Origin of the sequence: Flavobacterium columnare NBRC 100251 = ATCC 23463, assembly GCF_002530675.1 — a bacterium.
Lineage (GTDB): Bacteria > Bacteroidota > Bacteroidia > Flavobacteriales > Flavobacteriaceae > Flavobacterium > Flavobacterium columnare.
Map to the genome: position 1 here is coordinate 1 of NZ_PCMX01000017.1, position 8,224 is coordinate 8,224.

The 8,224-nt window shown below is 32.7% G+C and carries 6 protein-coding genes and 2 tRNA genes; 6 read left to right on the top strand and 2 right to left on the bottom strand.

Annotation, left to right across the window (positions count from 1 at the left end):
* Positions 1–178: 178 nt before the first annotated feature.
* Positions 179–1,372 (bottom strand): ADP-forming succinate--CoA ligase subunit beta, encoded by a 1,194-nt coding sequence (gene sucC, locus B0A78_RS02875; protein ID WP_014164319.1) that lies wholly within the window; start codon positions 1,370–1,372, stop codon positions 179–181.
* Between the two features lie 254 nt (positions 1,373–1,626).
* Between sucC and lysA the strand changes: the two genes are divergently transcribed.
* Positions 1,627–2,832 carry a diaminopimelate decarboxylase gene (gene lysA, locus B0A78_RS02880; RefSeq protein WP_065213703.1) on the top strand — a complete coding sequence of 402 codons (1,206 nt, stop codon included), beginning with the start codon at positions 1,627–1,629 and terminating at the stop codon, positions 2,830–2,832.
* 439 nt (positions 2,833–3,271) lie between these two features.
* The gene (locus tag B0A78_RS14805) at positions 3,272–3,418 is read left to right on the top strand and encodes a hypothetical protein (RefSeq protein WP_014164317.1); all 147 of its coding nucleotides are present in this window, start codon (positions 3,272–3,274) and stop codon (positions 3,416–3,418) included.
* On the opposite strand, the gene B0A78_RS02890 is transcribed toward B0A78_RS14805, so the two are convergent.
* Positions 3,408–3,920: an adenine phosphoribosyltransferase gene (locus tag B0A78_RS02890; RefSeq protein WP_014164316.1), complete on the bottom strand. Its 513-nt coding sequence runs from the start codon at positions 3,918–3,920 to the stop codon at positions 3,408–3,410. The genes B0A78_RS14805 and B0A78_RS02890 overlap by 11 nt on opposite strands.
* A gap of 91 nt (positions 3,921–4,011) precedes the next feature.
* Here B0A78_RS02890 and B0A78_RS02895 point away from each other — a divergent pair.
* The 4 genes from B0A78_RS02895 (at position 4,012) to B0A78_RS02910 (ending at position 7,984) form a co-directional block, all read left to right on the top strand.
* Positions 4,012–4,085: transfer RNA gene (locus B0A78_RS02895), tRNA-Arg, on the top strand.
* A 24-nt stretch (positions 4,086–4,109) separates the two neighbouring features.
* Positions 4,110–4,183, top strand: a tRNA-Arg gene (locus B0A78_RS02900).
* Between the two features lie 175 nt (positions 4,184–4,358).
* On the top strand, positions 4,359–7,190 hold the full coding sequence (gene uvrA / locus B0A78_RS02905; RefSeq protein WP_014164315.1) for an excinuclease ABC subunit UvrA: 2,832 nt from the start codon (positions 4,359–4,361) through the stop codon (positions 7,188–7,190).
* Between the two features lie 71 nt (positions 7,191–7,261).
* Positions 7,262–7,984: an LOG family protein gene (locus B0A78_RS02910; RefSeq protein WP_014164314.1), complete on the top strand. Its 723-nt coding sequence runs from the start codon at positions 7,262–7,264 to the stop codon at positions 7,982–7,984.
* Positions 7,985–8,224: the final 240 nt, after the last annotated feature.

The window sequence follows — 8,224 nt, forward strand, 5'->3', positions numbered from 1 at the left end:
TTCTTTGTTCTTTTAATCTTAATCACAAAAGACTGACGCATAATCTAGATCAACCTTTTTAGAAATATTAATCAAATATTATAAGAATATTTAAGCAAGAACCTTTCTATAATAAAAAAACCCAAGACAGCTAGTTGCCGTTTTGGGTTTTTTATTATTATAAGGTAACTAAACTTTATTAAGATAAAGCTACTTTTACTTGATCAGCTGCTTCTTGGAATTGAACTGCTGATAAAATTGGCATACCTGAATTATCAATTAATTCTTTTGCTATTTCAGCATTCGTTCCTTGTAAACGCACAATAATAGGAACATTAATAGCATCTCCCATATTTTTATAAGCATCTACTACTCCTTGTGCTACACGATCACAACGAACAATACCACCAAAGATGTTAATTAAAATTGCTTTTACATTTGGATCTTTTAATATAATACGAAAAGCTGTTTCTACACGTTTAGCATCTGCTGTACCTCCCACGTCTAAGAAGTTTGCTGGCTCATAACCTGCATACTTAATTAAATCCATAGTAGCCATAGCTAAACCTGCACCATTTACCATACAACCTACAGTACCATCTAAATCTACGTAATTTAAACCGGCTTCTTTAGCTTCTACTTCAATTGGGCGTTCTTCTGTAATATCGCGCATTTCAGCTAAATCTGCATGACGGTATAACGCATTGTCATCTAAAGATACTTTTGCATCTACAGCCATAATTTTATTGTCTGAAGTTTTTAAAACAGGATTGATTTCAAACATAGAAGAATCAGATCCAACGTATGCTTTGTATAAAGCATCAACGAATTTCACCATTTCTTTAAATGCTTCACCTGATAATCCTAAGTTAAATGCAATTTTTCTAGCTTGAAAACCTTGTAAACCAACAGCTGGATCTATTTCTTCTGTAAAGATTTTATCTGGTGTGTGCTCTGCTACTTCTTCAATATCCATACCTCCTTCAGTAGAATACATGATCATATTACGACCTGTTCCTCTGTTTAACAATACAGACATATAAAACTCTTTTGTTTCACTCTCACCTGGATAGTACACATCTTCTGCCACTAAAACTTTATGAACTCTTTTTCCAGTTGGAGGTGTCTGAGGAGTTATCAAATCCATTCCAATGATTTGACCTGCTAATTCTTTTACTTGATCTAAGTTTTTAGCCAACTTAACACCACCACCTTTACCACGACCACCAGCATGTATTTGTGCCTTAATCACATGCCATCCTGTACCTGTTTCATCTGTAAGTTGTTTTGCCTTAGCAACCGCTTCTTCAGCATTGTTTGCTACATAACCACGCTGAACACGTACTCCGTAGCTTGCTAATATCTGTTTCCCTTGATATTCGTGTAAATTCATAATATTTCTTTTGACTTTTATAAAGTGGCACAAAAATAATAATTTTCAAAAGAAAAATAGAATTCCATCTAACTTTTATTTAAAGTAATGAAATAATATTATTACTTGTTTTAGATTTTTTAAACCCCTGTAGATTTCAAGCAATCTTTTAATTTAAAGTGTTACAAACAAAACATTTTGTTGTTATTTTATTTTAATTCTTAATTTATTTTATCCAAAAAAAAGAACTTTTTATTTTTATCAAAATTTTAAAAATGGAAGAAACTAATTTATTACAAATCGAACAATTATACGGAGCACCTGTATATGTCTATCATGCAGAAAAAATTGAAAATCAGTACAATCGATTAAAAAATGCTTTCACCAAGGTTCAAAAGCTTCAAATAAATTACGCAGTTAAAGCATTATCTAATCTTTCTATTTTAAAACTATTCAATAAACTAAACTCAGGATTAGACACTGTTTCTTTACAAGAAGTACAGCTTGGTTTATTAGCAGGCTTTACCCCTAACAAAATAATCTTTACACCCAATGGCGTTTCTTTACAAGAAATAGAAAATGCCTCTGAATTAGGAGTTCAAATTAATATCGACAATTTATCTATTTTAGAACAATTTGGCAATAAACATCCTAATATCCCCGTATGTATACGCATAAACCCTCATATCATGGCTGGAGGAAATGCCAATATTTCCGTTGGACATATTGACAGTAAATTTGGCATATCTATACATCAGCTTCCTCACATCTTACGAATTGTCAAAAATACAGACATGCACATTAACGGATTACACATGCACACAGGTTCCGATATTTTGGATATTGAAGTTTTCTTAGAAGCAACCGAAATATTATTTGAAACTGCCAAAAACTTCACTCAATTAGATTTTATAGACTTCGGAAGTGGTTTTAAAGTATCTTATAAAAAAGGAGATATTGAAACTGACATTGAAGAATTAGGTAAAAAATTAAGCAAACGATTTAATCATTTTGAAAAAGAATACGGAAGAGAATTAACCTTAATGTTTGAACCAGGCAAATTTTTAGTTAGCGAAGCTGGGATTTTCTTAACAAAAGTAAATGTAGTCAAACAAACTACTTCTACCGTTTTTGCAGGAGTTGACTCTGGTTTCAACCACCTAATACGACCAATGTTGTACGGATCTGAACATCAAATCATAAACATTTCAAATCCCAAAGGAAAAGAACGTTTCTACACCGTAGTAGGATACATTTGCGAAACAGACACTTTTGCCACCAACAAAAAGATAGCAGAAATTAAGGAAGGTGATATTCTAGCTTTTAAAAATGCAGGTGCTTATGGATTTTCAATGGCATCTAACTACAATTCCCGTTTTAAACCTGCCGAGGTATTATGGAAAGATCAAAAAGCGCATCTTATACGCCAACATGAAACCCTAGAGGATTTAACACGAAATCAAATTTTAGTTGACTTTTAAATTCAATAACAAACTAGTTTTAGTAACTCCCTCAACAGCCAAAGGGGGAGGCTAAAAAGGAATAAATCAACATCTAGTTTGTTAGTTTTTCCTATTATCGAAGTGACATCATCAGTATAGTAATTTGTTTCATCTGTTCGCTTTTTTCAACCCAGATTATGCCTTAGATTTTGTGATGAAGAGGAAAAGGACAAAGTAATTAAAAATGCACAATTTTTATTACTGCAACTTTGTTTTTACTATTGAAGACTAAAAATGGAGTACTTTTTTAGATTCAAAGTCCTTTTTATCTGTACTAAATTTCTAACGCGCAACCTGGGTTCAAATCTCCTTTTTGTTGGTTGTAGCAATTTTAAAAAGCTAAAATTCAAACTGTAATTGTTTTTAACAAACTCTAAGTAATACTTCTCATTTTTTGATTATTTTCGCACAAAAAAATATGTACAAAATTTTAGCAAAAATCAACAAAATCATCTTACCTAGTTTTAGTAAACAGCAACTTGATCCTGCCAAAGCAAAGAAATGGCAATTAGCAATATTAGCATACCGTTATTACGTAACAACTAGAGCTCTTTCTAATAAGTAACCGCAGAAAACAGAGGTTTTCCCTCTAATTTTTTACGACCATTTAAAAAAGTTAATTCCATAAGAAAATTACATTGAACAATCTCACCTCCTAATTTTTCTACTAATTCACACACGGCTTTAGCAGTACCTCCCGTTGCTAACACATCGTCATGAATTAATACTTTTTCTCCTTTTTGAATAGCATCTATGTGCATTTCCAAAACATCTTCTCCATATTCCAACTCATAACTAGCCGAAATAGTCTTATAAGGCAGTTTATTTTTCTTTCTTACAGGAACAAAACCTACGTTTAATTCCTGAGCTAACAACATTCCGAAGAAAAAACCTCTAGATTCTATTCCTACTACTTTATCTATTCGAATATTTTTTAACTCAGACAAGAGTTTTTCTAAGACTTCATGCCTTGCAGAGGGGCTTAATAATAGCGGTGTTATATCTTTAAACAAAATTCCTTCCTTCGGAAAGTCTTGAATATCACGGAAATACTGGTTTAAACTCATTTTTTTACAATTTTTTATTTGCAAGATAAAGAAAAGTTTCTATATTTGCACCCGCAATCAGGAAGTTAATATACAAACTGATTCATTTAATGGCCTCGTGGCGCAACTGAATAGCGCATCTGATTACGGCTCAGAAGGTTACAGGTTTGAATCCTGTCGAGGTCACAAAACTAAATAAATACTTATAATGGCCTCGTGGCGCAACTGAATAGCGCATCTGATTACGGCTCAGAAGGTTACAGGTTTGAATCCTGTCGAGGTCACAAAGCTCACAACAGTGGGCTTTTTTTATACCTTCTATTTTTGAATTATTATTTAGGATCAAGTCTGATTTAAAAAGATCCCCTTTTATTTCACAAAATTCTTTAACAAATTTTAAAAAGTTATTACATCTCTTATTTAACCCAAAAAAACTACCTTTGTGTTTTGCTTTAAATTATGCAACATACAGAGGAAACTATTGAAATTATAGGTGCTCGTGCACACAACTTAAAAAATATTGATATTACCATACCTCGTGAAAAATTAGTTGTTATTACAGGTTTATCGGGTTCTGGAAAATCTTCGTTAGCATTCGACACTATTTATGCTGAAGGACAACGACGTTATATCGAAACTTTTTCAGCCTACGCTCGTCAGTTTTTAGGCGGACTAGAGCGTCCTGATGTAGACAAAATTGATGGTCTTTCCCCTGTAATTGCTATTGAACAAAAAACAACAAGCAAAAGTCCACGTTCTACTGTAGGGACTATTACCGAAATTTACGATTTTCTTCGTTTGCTTTTTGCTCGTGCTGGAGACGCTTATAGTTATAATACTGGCGAAAAAATGGTTTCATATTCTGATGAACAAATCAAGGACTTGATTCTCCAAAATTTCGACAAAAAGAGGATCAATATTTTGGCTCCCATTATTCGTGCTCGTAAAGGACATTATGCTGAGTTATTTCAACAAATAGCCAAACAAGGGTTCTTAAAAGTACGCGTCAACGGACAAGTTCAAGACATTGTAACAGGAATGAAATTAGATCGTTACAAAACCCATGATATTGAAATTGTTATTGATCGTTTAGCTGTAGACAAATCCTCAGATAGCGAAAAGCGATTAATGGAAAGCATTAAAACAGCGATGTATCATGGAGAAAATGTACTCATCATTTTAGACCAAGATTCAGGAGAAATCAGATATTTTAGTCGAAACTTAATGTGTCCTTCTACTGGAATTTCATATCAAAATCCAGAACCTAATTTATTTTCTTTCAACTCGCCTAAGGGAGCTTGTGATCGTTGTAATGGATTAGGAACTGTAAATGAAGTTAATCTAAAAAAAATTATTCCAGATTCCAAAATATCCATCAAAAGTGGAGGAATTATAGCGCTAGGTGAATATAAATCCACTTGGATCTTCAAACAATTAGAAACCATAGGCGAAAAATTTGGCTTTAAACTAACTGACCCAATTGAAACCATTTCTTCGGAAGCCATGAATATGATTTTAAATGGGGGCAATGAAAAATTTAGTATTACTTCAAAAACAGCAGGTGTAACAAAAGAGTACAAAATTGAATTTGAAGGAATTGCTAATTTTATTAAAAATCAGCACGACGAAACAGAGTCTACCTCTATAAAACGCTGGGCTAAAGATTTTATGGATGAAGTAAGCTGCCCTGAATGCCATGGCTCTCGATTAAAAAAGGAAGCATTATACTTTAAAATTAATAATAAAAATATCCAAGATCTATCCAATACAGATATAGCTGACTTAAGCGAATGGTTTAACACATTAGAAGATTATTTAACTGAAAAACAAAAAACAATTGCTTCAGAAATAGTAAAAGAAATTAAAGTTCGTTTACAATTCTTAGTAGATGTAGGACTAAACTACCTTTCTTTAAGTAGAAGTTCTAAATCCCTTTCTGGTGGTGAAGCACAACGCATTCGTTTGGCTACACAAATTGGATCACAACTAGTAGGCGTATTATATATTTTAGATGAACCGAGTATAGGTTTGCACCAAAGAGATAATGAAAAACTAATTCGCTCCCTAGAACAATTACGTGATATCGGCAACTCCGTTTTAGTTGTAGAACACGATAAAGATATGATAGAAAGAGCCGATCATGTAATAGACATAGGCCCTAAAGCCGGACGTTATGGCGGGCAAATTATCAGCCAAGGAACCCCACAAAACTTATTAAAAGAAAATACGATTACAGCTCAATTCATGAGTGGTAAAATGAAAATAGAAATTCCTGAAAAACGTCGTGAAGGAAATGGTAAAAAAATCAAACTTACAGGTGCAACGGGCAATAATTTAAAAAACGTTTCTATAGAGTTTCCATTAGGCAAATTGATTTGTGTAACAGGCGTTTCTGGATCGGGTAAATCAACTCTAATTAATGAAACCCTCTACCCTATCCTCAATCACCATTTTTTTAATGCGGTAAAAAAACCACAACCCTATAAAAAAATTGAAGGCTTAGAACACATTGACAAAGTAATTGATATAGATCAAAGCCCAATAGGCCGTACTCCTAGATCTAATCCTGCTACTTATACCGATGTTTTTTCAGAAATTCGATCTTTATACACACAAACCCCAGAAGCACAGATAAGAGGATACAAACCCGGACGTTTTAGTTTTAATGTGGCTGGTGGACGCTGTGAAACCTGTGAAGGAAGTGGAGTTCGTACTATTGAAATGAGTTTTTTACCTGATGTATATGTAGAATGCGAAACATGTCAAGGAAAACGTTTTAATAGAGAAACCTTAGAAATTCGTTATAAAGGTAAATCTATTTCAGACGTATTAGATATGACTGTAGATGAAGCTGTTGATTTCTTTGAAAACATACCAAAAATCTACCGAAAAATTAAAACAATTCAAGATGTAGGATTGGGGTATATTACATTGGGACAACAAAGTACAACCCTCTCAGGAGGTGAAGCTCAACGAATTAAATTAGCTACAGAACTTTCAAAAAAGGATACAGGAAATACTTTTTATATAATGGATGAACCTACTACAGGTTTACATTTTGAAGACATTCGCGTGTTAATGGAAGTTATTCATAAATTAGTTAATAAAGGCAATACTGTTTTAATCATAGAACACAATCTAGATGTAATAAAACTAGCTGATTATATAATAGATGTAGGATATGAAGGCGGAAAAGGCGGAGGTGAAATTATTGCAAAAGGAACCCCCGAAGAAATAATTAAAAATAAAAAAAGTTATACCGCACAGTTTTTGAAAAAAGAATTATCTTAGTTGGCTGATTTTTTAAAAAATTTATACTAATAATAACTGAGTCAATCCTAAAGACTCTCAATAATAAGAAGATGAAAGAAATATTTTCAAATGAAGACGAAAGAATCCAAGACAAACTAAAACAAAAAACTTGGAACGAGATACGATCAAACGATTCTTGGGCTATTTTTAAAATCATGTCTGAATTCGTAAATGGTTACGAAACCATGGCTCGTATAGGGCCTTGTGTATCTATTTTTGGTTCAGCAAGAACAAAACCAGAGGATAAATATTATCAATTAGCAGAAAGAATTGCTTATAAAATCACCAAAGCGGGATATGGCGTTATTACGGGTGGTGGTCCTGGTATTATGGAAGCAGGTAATAAAGGAGCACATCGTGGTGAAGGAATATCAGTAGGTTTAAATATTGAACTTCCTTTTGAACAACATTACAATCCTTATATTGATAAAGATAAAAATTTAAATTTTGATTATTTCTTTGTTCGCAAGGTAATGTTTGTGAAATATTCCCAAGGCTTTGTTGTAATGCCTGGCGGATTTGGTACTTTAGATGAACTTTTTGAAGCCATTACATTAATTCAGACAAAAAAAATAGGTCGTTTCCCAATTATTCTTGTTGGAACAGAATTCTGGAGCGGGTTACTTGATTGGATTAAAAACGTTATGATAGACAAGCAAAAAAATGCAAATCCTGAAGACATGAACTTAATAAAAATTGTAGATACAGAAGATGAAGTTGTAGAAGCTTTAGATAATTTTTATAAGAAATATAATTTATCCCCTAACTTTTAATCAAAACCTTTTTAAAAGGAGGTTTATAATACCAAAGAGGTTGCCCAAAAAAGCTACAACCTTCTCATTTCGAACATAGGAAGGAATCACATAATGCTAAAAATGTGATTTCCCCTATCGTTGAAGTGACGAACTAGATATTGAGTTTTAACTTTTTTAGATACTCTTTTTCTATAAATAAAATTCAATATTCCCTAGAATCAATTTAAAAAATCTTTTTTATTATTCAAAAGTACATTT